Below are 19,627 nucleotides of genomic sequence, written 5' to 3'. Positions count from 1 at the left end.
CGAAAAGCGCTTTCCACCGCACCCGGACAAAGCCGACCGCCCATGCGCCTCGAACATCCAAGCGTCCGCCGCGACGGCGCCCCCATCGAGATCACCTATGACGGCGAGCGGATTCCCGCGCTGGCCGGGGAGACGGTGGCGGCGGCCCTGGCGGCGCACGGCGTCGCCGCCTACCGCCACAGCCGCGACGGCGGCCGGCGCGGCCTCTATTGCGGCATGGGCGCCTGCTTCGAGTGCCTGGTGACGGTCGACGGCAAGGCGAGCCAGCGCGCCTGCCTGACCAAGGTGGCGGATGGCCAGACCATCCGCTCGCAGCCGCCGGCCGGCACGCCGGAGGATCCGCTGGTCGCGCTGGTGCCGCCGCCGGTGGGCGATGCGCCGGAGGAGCGGGTGGTCGATGTGCTGGTGATCGGCGCCGGGCCGGCCGGTCTGGCGGCAGCGACAGCGGCGGCAAGGCGCGGTGCCGGGGTGGTGGTGCTGGACGAGCGGCCGCAGAGCGGCGGCCAGTATTTCAAGCCGCTCGCCCCCTCGCACCGTGCCGACCGGCCGACCGACCGCCAGTTCCGGGCCGGCCTCGCCCTGCTCGACGCGGCGAAGGCGGCGGGTGCTGCCATCGTCCAGGAGGCGACGGTGTGGGGTGCCCATGCCCCCGACGAGGTTGTCGCCGTCGTCGACGGGCGCGAGACCGTCTACCGGCCGCGCCGGCTGGTGATCGCCGGCGGCGCCTATGAGCGGCCGGCGCCTTTCGCAGGCTGGACGCTGCCCGGCGTGATGACGACCGGAGCCGGCCAGACCCTGGCGCGCGCCTACCGTGTCGCGCCCGGGCGAAAGGTTGTGGTCGCCGGCAACGGCCCGCTCAATTTGCAGCTGGCCTGCGAGCTGGTGGAGGGCGGCGTCGCGGTGGCCGCCGTGCTGGAAAGCGCGCCGCGCCCGTCGCCCGCCCAATGGCGGCAGATGCTGACCGCGCTGCGCGCCGCCCCCGGCCTGATCGGCGACGGCGCCCGCTATATGCTGACGCTGCGGCGCGCCGGGGTTCCGGTGCTGTGGGGGCATGGGGTGGTCGCGGCGGAGGGGGAGGGCAGGCTGGCACAGGTGCGCTATGCCCCGCTTGGCGCCAACGGCGCTGCCCGGCTGGAAGAGGCCGTCACCGTTGCCGCCGATGCCCTGTGCCTGGGATACGGCTTCATCCCCTCGACCGAGATCGCCCGCGCGCTCGGCTGCGCCCATCGGCTGGTCGAGGACCGCCATCTCGGCTATCTCGCCACCGAGATCGCGGTGGACGGCGCCACCAGCGTGCCGGGTGTGTTCGCAGTCGGCGACGGCGTCGATCTCGGCGGGTCCAGGGTGGCGCAGGCGCGCGGACGCCTCGCCGGCATCGCCGCCGCCGCCCAGCTCGGCCTGAGCGACAGCGACCCGGAGGAGGGCCGGCGGGTGCTGGCCGATCTGCGGCGGGCCGAGGGCTTCCAGGCGGCGCTGTGGTCGATCTACCAAGCGCCGCCGCCGCGGCTCGACATTGTGCCCGACGACGCCATGCTGTGCCGTTGCGAGGAAGTCACTTTCGGCCAAGTCCGCACCGAGATCGCCGCCGGCCATGACAGCCTCGCGGCGCTGAAGCGCAACACCCGGCTCGGCATGGGGCGCTGCCAGGGCCGCTACTGCGCGGCGACCGCCGCCCTGCTGCTGGAGCAGGCGACCGGCAGGAAGCGGGCGCCCGAGCAGTATCTGGCGCCGCGCCTGCCGGCCAAGCCGACGCCGGCCGGCGCCTTCGCCTTCGAGAAGCCGGAATGGGGCGGCCACCAGCGCGCCATCACGCCCAACCTCGCCCGTCCGCTGGAGGATGGGCCGCTGCCCGACCAGGAGGCGGAGATCCTGATCGTCGGCGGCGGCGTGGTGGGATCCTGCCTCGCCTATTACCTGACCCAGGCCGGGCGCGACGTGCTGGTGGTCGAGCGCGGCGACACCAATTTGCAGGCCTCGGGCGCCAATGCCGGCAGCCTGCATGTCCAGCTGCTGTCCTTCGATTTCGGCGCCAAGGCCGAGGCGGGGGGCGGACCGGCGGCGGCGACGCTGACGCTCGGCCCGCGCTCCATCGCCTTGTGGCGGGAACTGGAGACGGCCTGCGGGGCGGACTTCGAACTGGCCGTCACCGGTGGGCTGATGGTGGCGGACAGCCCGGCCGGCATGGAGTTCCTCCGCGCCAAGGCGGCGCTGGAGCGGCGCTACGGCGTCGAGAACGCCATCATCGACGCGGCCGAGCTGCGCCGCCTCGCCCCCGCCTTGTCCGACGGGCTGATCGGCGCCGAATACGCCCCGCAGGAGGGCAAGATCAACCCGCTGCGCGCGACCTACGCCGTGCTGGAGCAGGCGCGCCGCCAGGGCGCCCGCTTCCTGCGCGGGGTGAATGTCACGGGCATCGCCGCTTTGCCGTCCGTCGAGGGCGGCGGCTGGCGGGTCGAGACCTCGCGCTGCCGCATCCGCGCCAAGCAGATCGTCAACGCCAGCGGCCCGTGGGCGCGCGAGACCGGGCGGCTGGTCGGCATTGACGTGCCGGTGCACAGCGCGCCCCTGCAGATGATCGTCACCGAGCCGGCGCCCAAGCTGGTCGGGCAACTGGTCGCCCATGCCGACCGCCATCTCAGCCTGAAGCAGGCGGTCACCGGGGGCTTGATCATCGGTGGCGCCTGGACCGCCGTTTTCGACCCGGCGCGCCGCTTCAACACGGTGTCGCGCTCCAGCATCGAGGGCAATCTGTGGGTCGCCCGCCATGTGCTGCCGCAGATCGCCGGGCTGCATGTGGTGCGCGCCTGGGCGGCGATGAACATCAACATCGACGGCGCGCCGATCCTCGGCCCGGTGCCGGGACTGCCGGGCTTCTTCAACACGGTGACGTCCAACGGCTTCACCCTGGCGCCGGTCGTCGCCCGCATGACCGCCGACCTGCTGCTCGACGGCCGCACCGACATCGACCCGACGCCCTTCCTGATCGACCGGTTCGGCTGAACCGTCCTCTCATCCGCCCCGCTCATCCGTCCAACGCCCCCATCGCCAAGAGAAGCCCCCATGATCGCCATCGAGAATGTCAGCAAGAGCTACGGCACCTTCCAGGTCCTGAAGGACTGCACGACCACCGTGCGCAAGGGCGAGGTGGTGGTGGTCTGCGGCCCCTCCGGGTCGGGCAAGTCGACGCTGATCAAGTGCGTCAACGGGCTGGAACCCTTCCAGTCGGGCCGCATCGAGGTGGACGGCATGGATGTCGGCGCACCGGGCACGAAGATGTCGGCGCTGCGGGCCCGCGTCGGCATGGTGTTCCAGAATTTCGAGCTTTTCCCCCACCTGACCATCATGCAGAACCTGACCCTGTCGCAGCGCAAGGTGCTGGGCCGCCAGACGGACGAGGCCGTGGCGAAGGGCGAGGCGCTGCTGGCGCGGGTCGGGCTGGCGAGCCAGGCGCACAAGTTCCCCGGCCAGCTGTCCGGCGGCCAGCAGCAGCGCGTCGCCATCGCCCGCGCCCTGGCGATGGACCCCATCGCCATCCTGTTCGACGAGCCGACCTCGGCGCTCGACCCCGAGATGATCAACGAGGTGCTCGACGTGATGGTCGAGCTGGCGAACGAGGGCATGACGATGATCTGCGTCACCCACGAGATGGGCTTCGCCCGCAAGGTCGCCCACCGGGTGATCTTCATGGACCATGGCAGCATCATCGAGGACTGCACCAAGACCGAGTTCTTCGAGACCCAGCGGTCGGAGCGCGCCGCCCAGTTCCTCGCCAAGATTTTGCAGCACTGATCCCCGCCCGGGCGCGGCACCGCCCCCCATCCCCCCGGCCGGGCCGATCAGAACCTTTGCAGGACAACGGTTCGTCTGCTTTGTTAGGGGAGAAGATCAGCGTCAGGTGGCAGGACTTGGTATGAGCATGGACATGGAGGCTTCAAAAGCCGAAGGCCCCAAGGCCGCGACGCCGGCCACCGCCGGCGTCAACCTGGCGAGCATGGCCTACCGCACCATCCTGGAGATGATCCTCGACCGCCGCATCCCGAGCGGCGAGGTGATCGTCGAAGACCGGCTGGCCACCGCACTCAGCATCTCGCGCACGCCGATCCGCGAGGCGCTGGTGCGGCTGGCGAGCGAAGGGCTGATCCGCAAGGAGTTCAACCGCCCCTACCGGGTGCGCGAGGTCTCCAACCGCGAATATTTCCAGAGCATGCGCCTGCGCGAGATCCTGGAGGGGGAGGCCATCGCCGCCGCCGCGTCCAGGGTCGATCCGGTCCGCCTGCAGGCGATGAAGGCCGAGATGCTGCGGCTGCGCGACGAGCCCAAGATCCGCTTCGAGGACCATTGGGCGGCCGACGAGGAGCTGCACACCCTGATCGCCGAGGCCTCCGGCAACGCGGTGCTGGCGCAGATCATCCGCGACCTGCGGGTGACGACGCGCCTGTTCGAACTGTCCGGCCTGCCGTCGCGCATCCGTCCCGACTGCGACGAGCATCTCGACGTGATCGCGGCGCTGGAGAGCGGCGATGCGGCGGAGGCGCGGGCCGCCATGGAGCGGCACATCCGCAGCCTCGCCAAGGACGTGCTGGGCGAGATCGCCAAGAGTTGAGCGGGTCGCTCTGAGCGGCCCGCGGAGCCGGTCCGCGACGCCGGCGTTCCGCGGTGCGCCCGAACGGATCAACCGGCATTCCGCGCAGTCCTTTGAGTTTCGCCGGCACTTTGAACATGGTCGGCATCCAGGGACGATAGGCACTCTTCCTCACGTGGCCTGTCCGCTCGTCGCGGCCCGCAAGCAGGGGAGGAGCCGGATGGAAGCGCAGGCGGAAGCCGGCGGGCGAAGCGGTTTGCCGGCGGTCTCCGCTTGCGGCAGTGTGGCCAGGGACGACTTGATGGGAAAGGCGGCGAACCAATCTCTGACCCCAGAGGTCGCCATCCCAGTGCCGCCCAAGAGGAGACCGCTGCAATGGCCGAAACCGCCGTAGGGCGCTTCACCACCGGTTCGCCGATGCGCCATGTGATGGTGATGACCGCCACCGGCTCGGTCGGGCTGATCGCGGTGTTCGCCGTCGATCTGCTGAACCTGTTCTACATTTCACTGCTGGGCGAACGCGAGCTGGCGGCGGCGGTCGGCTTCGCCGGCACCGTCCTGTTCCTGCAATCGTCGCTGTGCATCGGGCTGTCGATCGGCGCCGGAGCGCTGGTCGCACGCGCCATCGGCGGCGGCCGGCGCGTGGAGGCGGCGAGGCTGGCGGGATCCAGCCTGATTCTGACCGCACTGGTCGCCGCAGCGGTCGGCCTGCTGACCCTGCCGCTGCTGGGGTCGGCGATGGATCTGCTGGGCGCCAGGGGAGCCACCAGGGAGCTTGCCGTCGGCTACCTGACCATCCTGTCGCCGACCCTGCCGCTGCTCGGCCTTGGCATGGGCTGTTCGGCGATGCTGCGGGCGCAGGGCGATGCGCGCCGCGCCATGACCGTCACGCTCTATGCGGCGCTGTTCACCGCGGCGCTGAACCCGATCCTGATCTTCGGCCTGCGGCTGGACCTGACCGGTGCGGCGGTGACGGTCGTGCTGTCGCGCTGCCTGCTCGCCGCCGTCGGCTGGCACGGCGTGGCGCGGGTGCACCGGCTGGTCGCCGCACCGGGCTGGACCGGCCTGCTGACGGATGCCGGGACGCTGGCCGGCATCGCCGGTCCGGCGGTCCTCACCAACCTCGCCACCCCGGTCGCCGGCGTCTATGTCACCACCAGCATGGCGCGTTTCGGCGATGCGGCCATCGCCGGGGCGGCCATCGTCGACCGCCTGGTTCCGGTCGCCTTCGGCACCATCTTCGCCCTGACCGGTGCCGTCGGCCCGATCCTTGCGCAGAATCTGGGGGCCGGCCGCCCCGACCGGGTGCGCGCGACCCTGCGGGCCAGCCTGGCGCTGATCGTCGTCTGGGTGCTGGCGGTCTGGCTGGGTCTGTTCCTTGCCCGCGATCTGGTGGTGGGCGCCTTTTCCGCCGAGGGCGTGTCGGCTGATCTGGTCCGCCTGTTCTGCACTGTGGTGGCCGGCGGGTTCCTGTTCGTCGGCTTCCTGTTCGTCGGCAACGCCGCCTTCAACAATCTGGGCTTCCCCCTGCTGGCGACCGGGTTCAACTGGGGCAGGGCGACGCTGGGGACCATGCCGTTCGTTGCGGTTGGCGGCTGGCTGGGCGGGGCGCCGGGGGTGCTGATCGGACAGGCGGCGGGATCGGTGCTGTTCGGCATCGCGGCGGTCCTGGTGGCGTTCCGGGTGACCGGGCGGCTCGGCCGGAGCGGAGGCGGCCCGGCACCGGAGGCGGTGGCGGTGCCGGCCGACGTTCCGCTGTCCGGCAAGGCGGCGGTCGCGCTGGCCGTGCAGGTCAACCGGCCGTGAGGCGGCATCGCTTACCTGACACCCGGCTTGCTCTTCCCTGTCCGTGACCCCGGCAGCCTCGCCCTGCGCTGGGTAAAATATTGTGCCGGCGTGCTTCCCAGGGCCTTCTTGAACATCGTGATGAAGGCGTTGACCAATTCGTAGCCGAGCGTGTCCGCCACCGTCTGCACCGCGGCCCCGCCGGCCAGTTCGCGAAGCGCCACGACAAGGTGAAGCTGCTGCCGCCAGCGCCCGAAGGTCAGGCCGGTCTCGCGCAGCATCAGACGGGCCAGCGACCGTTCGCTCATGGCGACGCGTTTGGCCCACTCTGCCAGGGTGCTGCGGTCGGACGGTTCGACCGTCAGGGCATCGGCGATCGTCCGGATCTTCGGATCGTTGGAGATGGGCAGGTTGAAGTGTTCGCGCGGCATCGCGGCCAGCTCGTCCAGCGTCACCCGTGCAAGCCGGGCGGCATGGCTGTCCGGCAGATAGTCCAGAACCTCGCCGGTCAGCCGGTTGACCAGCTCCCGCACCAGCGGAGAGATCGACAGGGTGCAGCAGAGCTCGGGCAGGTTTGCCGCTCCCGGCTCGACGAACAAATAGCTGAGCCGGGCATTCGCCGTCGTCCTGACGCTGTGCGGCATGCCGCCCGGAATCCACACCCCGCAATCGGGCGGCACGATCCAGATCTCGTCGTCCGCGGTGCAGGTGACGGCGCCATGCAGCGCCAGAATCAACTGTCCCCGCCGATGCACGTGCACCGGCACTTCCGCCTCGTAGTCCGCGAAGTCGAGCAGGCGTGCGACGGCAGGCCGGTCCGCGAGATCGGGGTCGAAGACGGAAACGGCGGACCGTGACCCGGACATCGCATTCGGCATGATCGGTTTTGGCAGGATTAAAGGATTTTTTGACAGGATACCTAATTTATCTGGCTGCGCAACGCGCCGATACTCGGGGGCATGAGAACCCACCATCCTTCGGACCGGCTCCTGACCGCCACGATCGCGCTGCTGCGGAGCGATGCCGACGCGCTGCTCTTCTCGGCGAAAAGCTTCGCCGCGGCGATGCTGGCCTATTACATCGCGCTGCGCGCAGGGGTGCCGAAACCCTCCTGGGCCATCGTCACCGTCTACATCGTGTCGCAGAATTCGGCCGGCGCGTCGCTCGGCCGCGGCGTCTACCGCTTCGCGGGCACGATTGTCGGGGCGGTGGCGACCGTGGCGATCGTCCCCTGTTTCGTGAACGATCCGCTTGTGTGCAGCGTGGTCCTCGCCGGCTGGATCGGCCTGTGCCTCTATTTCTCGCTGCTCGACCGCACCGCGCGGGCCTATGCCTTCGTGCTGTCCGGCTACACCGCCAGCCTGATCGGCTTCCCCGGCGTGTTCCATCCCGCCGCCATCTTCGACACGGCGTCGGTGCGGGTCCAGGAGATCTCCATCGGCATCCTCTGCGCCGTCCTGGTCCATCGCTTCGTCCTGCCGAAGCGCATGACCGGCCAATTCACCGCCAAGCTGTCGGCGACGCTGCGGGACGCCCGCCGGCTGGCGGGCGATGCGCTGCATGGACGCTCCGGGCAGGGGTTCCGCCGCGACCGCGACCGGCTCGCCGGCGATCTTCTCGCCCTGCAAGGGCTGGCCGCTCACCTGCCCTACGATCCGGTGCCGGTGACGCCGAGCCTGGAGACGCTGCACCTGATCCATGACCGGCTTGCGCGGCTGCTTCCGCTCGCCACGGAGGTCGGGGACCGCATCCATGCGCTGCGCAGCGGAGACCGCAGTTTGCGCAACGAGCGGCCAAACGAACTGGCCGACGAGCTGGCCGCGCTGCTGGATGGTGCGGGGGATTGGCTCGCCGCCGCCGATGCGGCCGGGCGGGATGCCGTCGCGATCCGTCTGATCGATCGTGCCCGCACGCTGCGGACACGCCTCGCCGCGGAGGCCGCGACGGCCGGCGACAGGCTGGCGGCCAACCTCGTCGGCCACCTCGCCGAGATGATCGGCCTGCTTCACGAGTGCGACCGGCTCGGACGGATCGTCGGACGGAGCAGTGCCCGGACCGCCCTTGCCGCCACCCGGCCGCCGGACGCCGCATCGCACCGGCGCGCCGGGCGCGCGACGGGCTACGTCTATCACCGCGACCCCTGGATGGCCGCCCGGAGCGCGCTGGGCGCGGTCGCCGGCATCGTCATCGGCTGTGCGTTCTGGATCTGGTCGGCCTGGCCGGAGGGTGGGCTGGCGGTGTCGATCCTGGGCGTCTGCTGCGCCCTGTTCGGCAATGTCGACACGCCGGCGCCGAATGTCGTCAAATACATGACCGGCTCGGTCGTCGGGGTGGCGGTCAGCCTGGTCTACAGCTTCGCCATCCTGCCCCGCGTGACGGATTTCGCCGGTCTCGCCGCGGTGCTGGCACCAGCCTTCCTGGTCGCCGGCTCGCTGCAAGCCCGGCCGCCGACGGCCTACATGGCGCTCGGCATCACGTTGACGATCCCGATCCTGTCGGGACTGGGCGCCAGCTATGCCGGCGACTTCGCCGGGTCGCTCAACAGCGTTGTCGCGCTGTTCGCGGCAACAGGATTTGCCGTCGCCAGCATGAGCCTGTTCCAGACCATCCCGGTCGATGCGGCAATCGGTCGGCTGCTTCGGCTGAACCGGCGGGATGTCAGGCGACGGGCCCTGGGCGGCGCACCCGACGAGGCGCTGTGGACGAGCCTGATGATCGACCGGACGGCGCTGCTGCTGCCGAGGCTCCGGCTGTCCGGGACGTCCCACCCGGATGTGCTCGACGACACGCTGCACCATCTGCGCGTCGGTCACGCCGCCGGCCGGCTTCATCGGGCGATCCGGCATCTCGGCGCGAATGACGGGGAGATCGCTCATGACGGGTTCGAGCTTCTCACCGCGATTGCCCTGCGCTTCGGCCCCGGATACCGGGCGGGGCCGTCGGATGCCACGGCCCTGCACCGGCGCATCGAAGCGCTGGCGGCGCGGATTGCCGACAGCCCGCCTGCTGATGGCCCGCCTGCCGACAGCCCTGTTGCCGACCGTGCTTTGCTGCTCGACCTGCTCATCGACCTCCGGTTCGCCCTCGGTCCGGGCGGGGCGGTGTCTTGGGAGACCGACCGATGATCCCCGATCTCGATTTCGGGGGAGTCTTCCTCCCCGGTCTGCTGGTGCTTGCCGTGGCGGCGCTCGCCGGAACCGTCGCGCTGGTCCGTCTCTTCGCGGCTGCGGGGCTCTTCCGCCTGACCGCCAGCCGGCCGCTCGTCGAACTCGCCATTTTCGCCCTTCTCTACGGCCTGCTTTTGCAGGCTCTGCCCTCCAGCGGAACATTCCAATGAAAGCTGTGCTGTCCCTGCTCGGGCGCTATGCCCTGACCCTGTGCTTCGGCACGGCTGCCGCCGTCGTGGCTTTGCAGGTGTGGAACCGCCACGAGCAGACGCCGTGGACGCGGGATGCCCGGGTGAGCGCGGAGGTGGTCCAGATCGCGCCGGAGGTCTCCGGGACCGTGGGCGCCGTCTCCGTCGCCGACAACCAGTATGTGCATCGCGGCGATGTCCTCTATGCGATCGACGCCGCGCGGTTCTCGCTCGCGGTGGCGTCCGCACAGGCCGAGGCGGAGGGCCGGCGCCAGGACATGCTTGTCCGGCAGGCGGCGGCGCGGCGGCGAAGCCAGCTCCGCGAGGTCATCTCGCAGGAGGATGTGCAGCAGACGGCCGGCGCCGCGGCACAGGCGGCGGCGACCTATGACGGCGCGGTGGCGGCGCTCGATCTCGCCAGGCTCAACCTCGCGCGGGCGACGATCCGGGCACCGGTCGACGGGTATGTCACCAATCTGCGGCTGCGGCCCGGCGACTATGCCACGGCCGGCGTGACGAAGATCGCCATCCTCGACGCCACCAGCTTCTGGATCACCAGCTATTTCGAGGAAACCAAGCTGCGGCGGATCCGTGTCGGCAGCCCGGCGCGGATCATGCTGATGGGCTTCGACGAGCCGCTGTCCGGCCATGTCGACAGCATCGGCCGCGGCATCGAGGACAGCAACGGAACGCCGGGACACCTCGGCCTGCCGAACGTCGAGCCGACCTTCAGCTGGGTCCGCCTCGCCCAGCGCATCCCGGTGCGCATCCACATCGACCGGGTGCCGCCCGGCGTCGAGCTGGCGGCGGGCATGACGGCGACCGTCGCCATCGGGTCCACAACGGACCCCGACGCGCTGTGACCGGCCGCATCGGCAGTCGCGTCAGGCGTCGCGACTGCCACTCAGGGCGGCGGGGGCAGCCGGTCGCAGGCGATTTCGACCGGGTAATCGGCGAAGAAGACCGGAAAGGCCCCATGCTCGGCGTGCCCGAGCATGGCGACATACCAGCCGGCATAGGCCCAGTCCGCACCCTGGCCGTCGCGGGCGATCTCGGGAAACCGCTCGACGAACTTCGCGGCGAGGTGACGGGCGGACTCCTGCGCCGAATCCTCCCATCCGAAATAGCGGTCCTTCTGGCCGGTGCTGTAGCTGGCGACCTGCCGGCTCCAATCGAGCGGCTCCCATCCGTTCGCGGCGACATTGCCCGCCGGCGTGACGTGGCAGCGCCAATGGCATCCCGACGGGGCCATGCCGGGGGCGATCCTGAGACGCTGATACCCGACCTTGTGAAGCTCGCCCACCATGGCGAGCAGGCGGCCGGCCCAGCGGATGGCCGGATCGGTGGGCGGAGACAGCGACACCGGCATGACCTGCGCTCCGTCCATCCGCATCTCCTTCCATGATCGACCGGTCGCCGATTCAGCCATCGCCGCTCCGGCCTTGCAAGCCTCCAGGGACAGCCCGGCCCCCGACCGTCAAGCGGCGGCTTCGCGCAGCCACCGCCGCATCGCGGTGTTCCGGAGTTCAGCCGGCCTCGGCCATCCATGCTTCGGCATCGGCGCCTGCGGGGATGCGCAGGGGCACCGAGGGATCGGTCGCAGTGCGCCAGATCGCCTGGGCGACATCCCCGGCATGGGTCACCGGACCCGCGCTGTTGCGCATTCCCGTCAGCATGCGCTCGATCAGCGGCTGGTAATCGGGGTCGTCGAGGCCGCGCAGATGCCGGCGCGCGCTGTCGCCGAACTTCGTTTCGGGCGAACGGCCGGGCATCACCAGATGCACCCGGATACCGAAGGGCTCCAGTTCGACCGCCAGGGATTCGGTGTACGCATCCACCGCGGCCTTGCTCGCGCGATAGACGCCGATCAGCGGCAGCGGCTTGAGGAGGGCGGCCGAGGTGACGTTGATCACCACGCCGGCACGGCGTTCGCGGAACTGCGGCAGCGCGGCCTGGAGCATCGCCAGCGTGCCGAGCGTGTTGGTCTCGAAGAGGGATTTCGCCGTTTCCGGGCTCGTCAGCTCCACCGGGACGGGTGCGCCGAAACCGGCATTGTTGACCAGCACGTCGATTGGACCGGCATCGCCGATCACCCGATCGATGCTGCTCCGGTCGGTGATGTCGAGCGGCAGGACGCGCAGACGCTCGGACGCGGGCAGCATGTCGGCGCGCCCGTTGCGCGTCGTCGCGACGACAGTCCAGCCGCGGTCGAGGAAGAGCCGGACGGTCTCAAGGCCGAAGCCGGATGAGCAGCCGGTGATGAGGATGGTGGACATACGAGGCCTCGTTTCAGGGGTGTGGCCTGCATGCTAGCCAGAGGAGGCAGGACGGTATACGGTCGGACGTCCTTATTTCTAAGCAGATGGTCCTGATTTGCGCGTCGATCCGCTTGCCGAAGTCGTCAGCCTCCTGAAACCCGCCGCACGGTTTTCCAAATTCGTGGAGTGCGCCGGGTCCTGGCGCATCCGGCGCGAGGGCACCGGCGAGCCGTTCTATTGCGCGATCCTGGAAGGCAAGTGCCGGATGATGGTGAACGGACACACGCCGGCGGTGCTTGAAGCCGGGGATTTCGTGATGGTCCCGGCCATGCAGGAACTCATCAACGAGAGTCCGGTGCCGCCTCCGCCCGGTGTGTTCGAAAGGCCGGCGGAGATCGGGCCCGGCCATTTTCGGGCAGGATGTGCGGAGGGGTCGCCGGATCTGCGCATGCAGATCGGGCACTGCGTTTTCGATTCGCCCGACGCCCCGCTTCTGGTGCCCCTGCTGCCCCGCACGGTAATCGTCCGCGGCGAACCCCGTCTTCTGACGGTGATGCAACTCGTCAGCGATGAATCGCGGGCGCGCAGGTCGGCCCGCGACCTCGTCCTGGAGCGGTTGCTGGAGGTGCTGCTGATCGAAGCGTTCCGCTGCGCCGGCAGTGTGGAGGGCGCACCGGGCCTGGCGAGCGGGCTTGCGGATCCGCGGCTGGCCGAGGCGTTGGGCGCAATGCACGCCGAGCCGGGCCGCGGCTGGACGGTGGCCGACCTCGCCGCCGAAGCGGGCATGTCGAGATCCGCCTTCTTTGCCCGCTTCAACCGGGTCGTCGGCGTGGCGCCGATGGAATATCTGCTCTCCTGGCGCATGGCGCTGGCCAAACAGCTTTTGCGCGACAGCGAATTCGGGGTCGAGGAGGTTGCGGAGCGTGTCGGCTACAGCTCGGCCAACACGTTCACCGTCGCCTTCACGCGCTTCCAGGGCGTTTCGCCGGCACGCTACTCACGGTTGGCCGAGGCCAGCGAAGGCCCGGCGTCTGCGAAGGATTGGCGCTGAGTTTTCAAATCCGCGCGGCACTCATCTCCCGCTCCAGACCGGGGGGCGCTTTTCCAGGAACGCGGCGATGCCCTCCTGATAGTCGGCCGACAGGTAGCAGCGGCGCAGCAGGTCGCCGTCGATGTCCCGCGGCAGGCTGTTGTCGCGCAGCCGGCGCAGCCCCTCGCGCGTCGCCCAGAGGGTCAGGGGGGCCAGCGCGGCCAGCTCCTCGGCCACCTGCTGGCCATGGGCGGTCAGCTCGTCCTCGCCGGCGACGACGGTGCGCACCGCCCCGGCCGCCGCCAGATCGTCAGCGCCCAGCAGGCGGGCGCTGAAGATCATCTCCCGTGTCCGCACGGTGCCGAGCAGCGCCGACAGCCTCGCCAAATTCTTGACGCTCAGGCAATTCCCCACCGTGCGGGCGATGGGGAAGCCGAAGCGCACCGACGGCGAGGCGATGCGCACGTCGCAGCAGGAGGCCAGCAGCGCCCCCTCGCCGATGCAGGGGCCCGAGAGGACGGCGACCGTCGGCACGCGCACCGCCTCCAGGGCCATCGCCGCCGCCTCGGCACGGGTTTCCAGGATGGTGAAATCCTCGGGCGAGGAGACGCTTTGCAGGCAGGACAGATCGGCCCCGGCCATGAAGGCCGGCTTGTCGCCGGCCGCACCGGTGAGGGCAAGCGCCTTCACAGTGGGATCTGCATCGACCGCCCGGCAGATCTCGATCAGCCGGTCCTCCATCCAGGGGGTCATGGCGTTGCGGGCGCGCGGGCGGTTGAAGATCACCCATTCCACGGCACCGCGCCGCTCCGTCAGGATTTCGGGTGCAGGTTCGGGGGCGGCGCCCGTCGGGGCGCCGGTCGTCGGATCGGTCATGATCGAGGATTTCCTTGAAAGGCCGCCAGGGGGAAGGCCGTCAGGCGGAGGGGGCCAGGATCTGGCAGGCGTCGATGGGGAGATGGACCGTCGTCGCCGCACCCGGTCCGTAACGCCGTTCCGGCGGCACGAAGGCGCGGATCGTCCGCCCTTCGCCGATGTCGACCAGCACGTCGCGATGCTCGCCGAGATAGGCGGAGCGGACGATCGTGCCGGGCAGGCTGTTGCAGGACAGGCCGCCGTCATCGTCCAGCCGCACCTTGGAGGGGCGCACGCAGAGCGAGACGGACCCGCCGCGCGCCACCCCGCTGCGGTCGGGAGCGGTCAGCACGCGGCCGCCGATGCGGATGCTGCCCTCGCCCTCGCCGGTGCCGGCCAGCTCGTTGTTCGAGCCGATGAAGCGGGCGACGAAGGCGTTGGCCGGCCGCTCGAACACATCCTCGGGCGTGCCGAACTGCTGGACCGCCCCCGCCTGCATCACGGCGATGCGGTCGGCGGTGACCAGCGCCTCCGACTGGTCGTGGGTGACGTAGACGGTGGTGATGCCCAGGAGGTCGTGGACCTGGCGGATCTCGAAGCGCATCTCCTCGCGCAGATGGGCGTCGAGGTTGGACAGCGGCTCGTCGAGCAGCAGGATGGAGGGCTCCACCACCAGCGCCCGGGCCAGCGCCACGCGCTGCTGCTGGCCGCCCGACAGCTCGGACGGGTAGCGGTCGCGCAGGCTCTCCAACCGGACGGTGCGCAGCGCGCGGGTCAGCCGCTCGGCGATCTCGGCCTTGGGCAGGCGGCGGATGCTGAGCCCGAAGGCGACATTCTCGGCCACCGTCTTGTGCGGCCAGACCGCATAGTTCTGGAAGACCAGCGAGATGCCGCGCCGCTCCGGCGGCAGCACCCCGCGCGGCGAGGAGAGCAGCACGTCGTCGGCCCAGATCTCGCCCTCGGTCGGGGCCTCGAAGCCGGCCAGCAATTGCAGGGTGGTCGATTTCCCGCAGCCCGACGGTCCCAGCAGCGCCAGCAGCGTGCCGTTGGGAACCTGGAGGTCAATGCCGCGCAGCGCGGTGTAGCTGCCGAAGGACTTGCGCAGATTGGTGATGCGGATGCCGCTCATGAGGGAACTCCGGCCGCCGTGGCGGTCTTGCGGGAGGTGCGCCGGGCGCCGGTCAACCCGGCCAGCGGGCGGGCCACCGCCACGAGGAACAGCGTGATCAGGAGGAGAAGGACGCTCATCGCGCAGACGGCTTCGTAATTGCCGCCGTCCTTGGCGTTGTAGATCAGCGTGGTCATCACGTTGGTCTTCGGTGTGATCAGGAAGACGGCGACCGACAGCTCGCGGATGATCGGGATGAAGACCAGGAACCAGCCCGACACCAGCCCGCCGCCCATCAGCGGCAGGGTGATCGACAGGAAGGTCCGCGCCTCGCCGGCGCCCAGGCTGCGGGCGGCGCGCTCCAGCTCTGGCCCGATGCCCTTCAGGATCGAGCCGCCATGGGAATAGGCGATCGGCAGGAAGGTGGCGGCGAAGGCGGCGATCAGCAGCAGCGGCGTGCCGTAGAGGTTGAGGGGGGCGCGGGTGTAGGCGGCGAAGAAGCCGACCGACAGGACGATGCCGGGGATGACGATGGGCACCGTCGCCACCGCCCCCAGCAGGGAGGCGCCGACCATCAGCCGCCGCTCGACGATGTAGGCGACCAGCGTGCCGAGCGCCACGCACAGCGTCGCTCCCAGCGTCGAATAGACCAGCGAATTGACGATGGCGGTGTGGGTTTCAGAATTGCCGAAGACCGCCCACCAGTACCAGTAGAGGGACAGGTTCTCCCAGCTCAGCCCCTGGCCCCAGGCGCGGGTCAGCGACACCGTCAGCAATGCCGCGTAGGGCAGGAAGACCGACAGCAGCGGCACCAGCAGGGCAAGGAACAGCGCGGGCCAGCGCCAGCCGCCGAGCCGGATCTGCCGCCCGGCGCGCGTCTTGCCGGAGATGGTGACGTACTGCTTGCGGCCGAGATAGCGGCGGCGCATCCAGAACAAGGTACCGGTGACCAGCAGCAGCGGCATGCAGTAGGCGGCGGCCAGATAAATCTCCGGCGGGAACAGCTGGTAGAACTCGGCCAGCTTGGTGGTGACCACCGGGATGCCGGTCGGCGTCAGCAGGAAGGCCGGGACGCCGAACAGCGTCAGCCCCTGGATGAAGGACAGGATGAAGCTGGCGATCACCGCCGGTGCGGCCAGCGGGATGGTGATGCTGGCCATCGTCCGCAGCACCCCGCAGCCCAGCGTCGTCGCCGCGTCCTCCAGCTCCACCGCCATCTCGTCGAGCGCGCTCGACACCATGGTGAAGCTGTAGGGGACGGTGTAGATGCCGCAGACGAAGATGGCGCCGGCCATCGAATAGATGTTCAGCGGCGTCCCGGCACCCTCGCCGGCCAGCCAGCGCCATGCCGTGTTGAGCCAGCCCGAGTTGGGCGCGGCCAGCAGGATCCAGCCGGTGGCGCCGATGAAGGACGGGGTGACGAAGGCGGTCAGCGTCAGGACGCGGATGGTGCGGCGCAACGGCAGGTCGGTGCGCGACACCAGCCAGGCCAGCGGCACGCCGATGCCGACCGCGATCACCGCCGTGGCGGCGGCCAGGATCAGGGAATTGACCAGCGGCTCGATCAGCTCGGCCGACTGGACGACGCGCGCGTAGTTGTTCAGGGTCCAGGCGCCGGTCGCGTCGTCGTGCAGGCTGTTGAACAGCACCCAGCCGAAGGGCTGGACCACCAGCAGCACCAGGAGAAGGATGACGGCGCCGAGGACCGCCGCCTTGACGAGCGGCACCCGCGCCATGACGGGACGGGCTTCGGCGTCGCGGGAACTGGTTGAAATGACCCCCATTGGGTCCGCCTCCCGTTGCCAGGGATGGGCCCTGCGGCCCAGCATGATGGAGTGTTCCCGAACCGGCGGCCGGGTGGCAACCGCCGCCGGTCCGGGATTTGGAACCTTTCGGGGAGGCTAACGCACCAGCTCCTTCCACTTTGCGATGCCTTCGGCCACTTCGGCGGCGAGGTCGTCGCCGCTGTTTCGGTACCATTTCAACTGGTCCAGCGAGCGGCCCTCGGCCCAGGCGACGTCGGTGCGCAGCGTCGGCCAGTAATTCTTCGACAGGATGTCGGAGACCTCCTTGGAATAGAGGAAGTTGGTGAACAGCCGGGCGGCGTTGGGGTGGGGAGCCTTCACCGGGATGCCGGTCAGGCCGAGGTTGAGGATGGCGTCGTCGGTGGGCACGCTGACGTCGATGGGATTGCCCGCCGCCTTCTGGGTCAGCGTGTAGCTGAAGGGCGCGCCGGATCCGACCACGCGCTCGCCGGCCAGGATGTCGGTGACGGTGTCGACGTTGGACTGGCCGACCTTCGGCTTCTGCTGGCCGAAGCGGCGCAGGTAGTCGTCGCCGTACTTGCGGCGGATGGCGACCACCCAGCTCGCCACGTCGCCGGAGAAGGCGGGGCTGCCGGTGGTGATCTTGCCCTTCCACTGGTCCTCCAGCAGCGCCGTCCAGCTCGTCGGCGGGGCGGACACCTTGCCCGGCGCGTAGTTGATGCTGGTCAGGCTGATGGCGCCGACATGGTACATGGCGTCCTTGTCCAGCCCCTTGAAGGCGGTGGGCAGCATGGCCGCGTCGGGCGGGTCGTAGGCGGCCAGCGCACCGATCTTCTTCAATTCGGTGTAATGCAGCAGGTTGGTGGTGCCCAGGGAGTCGCATTCGGCGACGCCGTTCTGCAATTCCAGCCGCAGGCGGGTGTAGACGGTCTGCGAGGCCTGACGGAGAAGCTGGACCTCGATGCCCGGATACTTCGCCTTGAAGGCGTCGCGGATCGCCTCCATCGTCTGCTGCTCGTAGGAGCCCCAATAGAGCGTCAGCGCGCCTTCCTTGCGGGCGGCGGCGTAGAGCGGATCGTCCTGCGCTGCCGCCAGCCGGGCGAAGCCGGTTCCGGCGAGGCCGGCGGACAGCAGCGCCGCCCCGGCCAGTCCACCCGTCTTCAGAAGCCCGCGGCGAGAGATGTCCGTCATGTTCGTCGTCCCTGTTCGGTGTTGCGTGGATGCCGTTTTCGGCTTCGTTGGTTTTCGTGCTCAGTAGTCGCCGGTGGTGGCGCCGCCGTCGGCGACGATGGTCTGGCCGGTGATGTAGGAGGCATCGTCCGACGCCAGGAAGGCGACGATGGCGGCGATCTCCTCCGGCTTGCCGAGCCGGCCGATGGGGGTCTTGCCGACCCATTGCGCGCGGATCGCGTCGGGCACGCCCTCGACGATGCTGGTCTCGACCACGCCGGGGGCGACGGCGTTGACCAGGATGCCGCGCCGGGCGCCCTCCAGCGCCGCCGTCCGCGTCAGCCCGACCACGCCGGCCTTGGACGCCGAGTAGTTGGCCTGCCCGAAGGTGCCGAGCATGGCGGTGGAGGCGATGTTGACGATGCGGCCCCAGCCGCGGTCGCCGACCAGCCTGAAGGCGGTCTGGCAGCCGAGCCACGTGCCGCGCAGGTTGACGTCGAGGACGGCGCTCCACTCCGCATCGCTCATCTTCACCAGCGAGCGGTCGCGGACGATGCCGGCGACGTTGACCAGGATGTCGACGGCGCGCAACGGCTCGGGCAGGGCGGCGACGGCCGCCTCCCAGCCCGCCCGGTCGGCCACGTCGAGCTGCACGGCGAAGGCGTCGGCGCCGCCGTCGCGCAAGTCCGCGGCGACCCGCTCCGCCGGGTCCAGCCCGATGTCGGCGACGATGACGGCAGCACCCTCGGCCGCCAGCCGCTCGCACACCGCGCGGCCGATGCCGCCGCCGCCGCCGGTCACGAAGGCCGTGCGGCCCTTCAGACGATCCTGCATGCTCATTCCGTCACCCGCCCCTTGGCTTGTCGTGCGATGGACAGGACGTCCTCGCCCTCCTGCACCGTGTCGCCCGTCTGGTTGCGGACGGTGATGCCGACGCGGACGATGCCGCGGTCGGGCTTCGAGGCGCTGGGGCGGACCTCCAGCACCTCGGCCTCGTACTGGATGGTGTCGCCGGCGAAGACCGGGCCGACGAAGCGGCGGCGGGTCTCCAGAAAAGCCAGGATCGCCCAGTCGTCGATGGCGGAACGCAATCCGGTGCTCATCGAATGGGTCAGCATGCCGTGGGCGATGGTGCGGCCGAAGCCGTTCGCTTTTGCCGCCTCGGCGTCCATGTGCAGCGGGTTGAAGTCGCCGGTCAGCCCGGCGAACCAGACGATGTGCGCCTCGGTCACGGTGACGCGGCTGGACAGCGCGCGGGCGCCCGGTTCGATGTCGTCGAGGTGGATGGGGTCGGTCATGCGTCGCTCCCTGATGCGTCGCCGGGGGGCCGGAAGATCGGCAGGCTGATGGTCTCGTCCAGGCGATGGAAGGCGACGGCCAGCGGCAGGCCGGTGCGCAAGCTCCCTTCGGCGATGCCCTCGACCCGCGAGAAGACGATGACGCCCTCCTCCAGCCGGACCAGGGCGCAGGTGTAGGGATCGCCGCGGCTGTTGCCGCGATGGACGACCGAGTAGGACAGCAGCTCGCCGCGCCCGCTCGCCTCGACCCAGTCCGGGGTGGCGTGGGGCGCGTGGATGGAGTGGGCGCGGGGATACCACTGGTACAGCCCGGTCTCCGGGCAGCGCTGGATCAGGAAGCGACCCTCGCGCGCCGCTTCCCAGAAGGGGGCGGAGGTCTCGTCGAGGATCGGCAGGGTCGTCATGGCGGTCATTGATGCC

18 protein-coding genes and 1 pseudogene are annotated in these 19,627 nt (G+C 70.1%); 8 read left to right on the top strand and 11 right to left on the bottom strand.

From position 1 onward, the window contains the following. The first annotated feature begins 42 nt into the window (after positions 1-42). The 3 genes from ACWPN8_RS21770 (at position 43) to ACWPN8_RS21760 (ending at position 4,603) form a co-directional block, all read left to right on the top strand. Positions 43-3,000 (top strand): FAD-dependent oxidoreductase, encoded by a 2,958-nt coding sequence (locus tag ACWPN8_RS21770; RefSeq protein WP_492242255.1) that lies wholly within the window; start codon positions 43-45, stop codon positions 2,998-3,000. A gap of 60 nt (positions 3,001-3,060) precedes the next feature. Then, complete coding sequence (locus ACWPN8_RS21765) at positions 3,061-3,789, top strand: amino acid ABC transporter ATP-binding protein (RefSeq protein ID WP_492242254.1); 729 nt, start codon at positions 3,061-3,063, stop codon at positions 3,787-3,789. Positions 3,790-3,910: 121 nt separating this feature from the next. Continuing rightward, complete coding sequence (locus ACWPN8_RS21760; protein ID WP_492242253.1) at positions 3,911-4,603, top strand: GntR family transcriptional regulator; 693 nt, start codon at positions 3,911-3,913, stop codon at positions 4,601-4,603. A 49-nt stretch (positions 4,604-4,652) separates the two neighbouring features. Here the strand turns inward: ACWPN8_RS21760 and ACWPN8_RS21755 are convergent. Beyond that, positions 4,653-4,904, bottom strand: a pseudogene (locus ACWPN8_RS21755) (DUF6537 domain-containing protein); the annotation flags it as partial. Positions 4,905-4,957: 53 nt separating this feature from the next. Between ACWPN8_RS21755 and ACWPN8_RS21750 the strand changes: the two are divergent. Next, positions 4,958-6,388: an MATE family efflux transporter gene (locus ACWPN8_RS21750; RefSeq protein ID WP_492242252.1), complete on the top strand. Its 1,431-nt coding sequence runs from the start codon at positions 4,958-4,960 to the stop codon at positions 6,386-6,388. A gap of 11 nt (positions 6,389-6,399) precedes the next feature. Here ACWPN8_RS21750 and ACWPN8_RS21745 read toward each other — a convergent pair whose 3' ends face one another. Beyond that, positions 6,400-7,341 carry an AraC family transcriptional regulator gene (locus ACWPN8_RS21745; RefSeq protein WP_492242251.1) on the bottom strand — a complete coding sequence of 314 codons (942 nt, stop codon included), beginning with the start codon at positions 7,339-7,341 and terminating at the stop codon, positions 6,400-6,402. Here ACWPN8_RS21745 and ACWPN8_RS21740 point away from each other — a divergent pair. The 3 genes from ACWPN8_RS21740 to ACWPN8_RS21730 are packed head-to-tail and all read left to right on the top strand — an operon-like array spanning position 7,327 to position 10,585. Next, complete coding sequence (locus ACWPN8_RS21740; protein WP_492242250.1) at positions 7,327-9,492, top strand: FUSC family protein; 2,166 nt, start codon at positions 7,327-7,329, stop codon at positions 9,490-9,492. The genes ACWPN8_RS21745 and ACWPN8_RS21740 overlap by 15 nt on opposite strands. Further along, positions 9,489-9,704, top strand: coding sequence for a DUF1656 domain-containing protein (locus ACWPN8_RS21735; protein ID WP_492242249.1), 216 nt, complete (start codon positions 9,489-9,491; stop codon positions 9,702-9,704). Before ACWPN8_RS21740 ends, ACWPN8_RS21735 begins: the two co-directional genes overlap by 4 nt. Then, entirely contained in the window at positions 9,701-10,585 is an 885-nt protein-coding gene (locus ACWPN8_RS21730) for an efflux RND transporter periplasmic adaptor subunit (protein WP_492242248.1), read from the top strand. The genes ACWPN8_RS21735 and ACWPN8_RS21730 overlap by 4 nt, the downstream gene beginning before the upstream one ends. Before the next feature lie 41 nt (positions 10,586-10,626). Here the strand turns inward: ACWPN8_RS21730 and ACWPN8_RS21725 are convergent, their stop codons facing one another. Both ACWPN8_RS21725 and ACWPN8_RS21720 read right to left on the bottom strand, forming a co-directional pair. Further along, complete coding sequence (locus ACWPN8_RS21725) at positions 10,627-11,109, bottom strand: hypothetical protein (protein ID WP_492242247.1); 483 nt, start codon at positions 11,107-11,109, stop codon at positions 10,627-10,629. Between the two features lie 139 nt (positions 11,110-11,248). Then, positions 11,249-11,998: an SDR family oxidoreductase gene (locus tag ACWPN8_RS21720; protein ID WP_492242246.1), complete on the bottom strand. Its 750-nt coding sequence runs from the start codon at positions 11,996-11,998 to the stop codon at positions 11,249-11,251. A 97-nt stretch (positions 11,999-12,095) separates the two neighbouring features. Between ACWPN8_RS21720 and ACWPN8_RS21715 the strand changes: the two genes are divergently transcribed. After that, positions 12,096-13,031, top strand: coding sequence for an AraC family transcriptional regulator (locus tag ACWPN8_RS21715; protein ID WP_492242245.1), 936 nt, complete (start codon positions 12,096-12,098; stop codon positions 13,029-13,031). Between the two features lie 21 nt (positions 13,032-13,052). Here the strand turns inward: ACWPN8_RS21715 and ACWPN8_RS21710 are convergent, their stop codons facing one another. The 7 genes from ACWPN8_RS21710 to ACWPN8_RS21680 form a co-directional block, all read right to left on the bottom strand. Then, on the bottom strand, positions 13,053-13,886 hold the full coding sequence (locus ACWPN8_RS21710; RefSeq protein WP_492242244.1) for an enoyl-CoA hydratase: 834 nt from the start codon (positions 13,884-13,886) through the stop codon (positions 13,053-13,055). A 40-nt stretch (positions 13,887-13,926) separates the two neighbouring features. Next, positions 13,927-14,994 carry an ABC transporter ATP-binding protein gene (locus ACWPN8_RS21705; RefSeq protein ID WP_492242243.1) on the bottom strand — a complete coding sequence of 356 codons (1,068 nt, stop codon included), beginning with the start codon at positions 14,992-14,994 and terminating at the stop codon, positions 13,927-13,929. Continuing rightward, positions 14,991-16,757 carry an ABC transporter permease gene (locus ACWPN8_RS21700; protein ID WP_492242242.1) on the bottom strand — a complete coding sequence of 589 codons (1,767 nt, stop codon included), beginning with the start codon at positions 16,755-16,757 and terminating at the stop codon, positions 14,991-14,993. Before ACWPN8_RS21700 ends, ACWPN8_RS21705 begins: the two co-directional genes overlap by 4 nt. A 117-nt stretch (positions 16,758-16,874) precedes the next feature. Then, complete coding sequence (locus ACWPN8_RS21695) at positions 16,875-17,930, bottom strand: ABC transporter substrate-binding protein (RefSeq protein ID WP_492242241.1); 1,056 nt, start codon at positions 17,928-17,930, stop codon at positions 16,875-16,877. Between the two features lie 60 nt (positions 17,931-17,990). Further along, complete coding sequence (locus ACWPN8_RS21690) at positions 17,991-18,743, bottom strand: SDR family oxidoreductase (protein ID WP_492242240.1); 753 nt, start codon at positions 18,741-18,743, stop codon at positions 17,991-17,993. 2 nt (positions 18,744-18,745) lie between these two features. Beyond that, a complete protein-coding gene (locus tag ACWPN8_RS21685; protein WP_492242239.1) occupies positions 18,746-19,207 on the bottom strand; it encodes a MaoC family dehydratase in 462 nt (153 codons plus the stop codon). Beyond that, entirely contained in the window at positions 19,204-19,620 is a 417-nt protein-coding gene (locus ACWPN8_RS21680; protein ID WP_492242238.1) for a Zn-ribbon domain-containing OB-fold protein, read from the bottom strand. Before ACWPN8_RS21680 ends, ACWPN8_RS21685 begins: the two co-directional genes overlap by 4 nt. Positions 19,621-19,627 lie beyond the last annotated feature (7 nt).

This window comes from Azospirillum sp. UENF 112521 (assembly GCF_058780665.1).
Note: the sequence above shows the minus strand (reverse complement) of the source record. Positions and strands in the feature narration are given on the sequence as shown.